We start from the raw sequence: 766 nt of genomic DNA, 5'->3' as shown, positions 1-766 counted from the left end.
AACATGTCGCAATATCTCCTGCACGTCTTGGTTTGATGACATAAGGAATCTTAATTCCATTCACTCTTTCAAAGGCATGTACTATATCTAATACACTATATCCTTTTCCTGTTCCCAAGTTACAAATATGAACACCTGGCGTATTGTACTTTTCAATCGCTAATACATGACCCTTTGCCAAGTCGACCACATGAATATAGTCACGAACACCCGTTCCATCTGGTGTATCATAATCATCTCCAAATACACCGAGTTCTGGAAGTTCTCCAGTAGCCACCTTCATAATATAAGGCATCAAGTTATTGGGGATTCCCTTTGGATTTTCACCAATCAAACCCGATTCATGCGCTCCAATGGGATTAAAATAACGAAGTAAAGTTACACTCATTTCTGGATTGGCGAATTGCACATCCGTTAAAATTCTTTCCATCATCGCTTTTGTTGAACCATATGGATTGGTTGTTTCACCAAGCTTGCAATTCTCTGTTAAAGGAACCACTTCAGGATCTCCATAAACAGTCGCACTTGAACTAAACACAATACTTGGAACATGATACTTTTTCATCATCTTGGCAACCACTAAAGTAGTCATCAAGTTGTTTGTATAATACTCAATTGGCTTTTGCACACTTTCACCAACCGCTTTAAAAGCAGCACAATGAATCACCGCATCCAATTTATTTTCCTTAAATACAGATTCAGTCTTTTCCTCATCTAACACATTAAATTCATAAAACTTAACATGCTTTCCTGTAATTTTATAAAT

1 protein-coding gene is annotated in these 766 nt (G+C 37.1%); it reads right to left on the bottom strand.

The genetic code is table 11. The features are described 5' to 3' along the window. Positions 1-766 (bottom strand): UDP-glucose 4-epimerase GalE (galE, locus tag LJE08_RS13675; protein ID WP_227403540.1); only part of this gene is annotated, 766 nt, incomplete at both ends.

It is taken from the genome of Holdemanella sp. DFI.5.55 (genome assembly GCF_020593575.1).
In the GTDB taxonomy this organism is placed as follows: Bacteria; Bacillota_I; Bacilli_A; order Erysipelotrichales; family Erysipelotrichaceae; genus Holdemanella; species Holdemanella hominis.
Note: the sequence above shows the minus strand (reverse complement) of the source record. Positions and strands in the feature narration are given on the sequence as shown.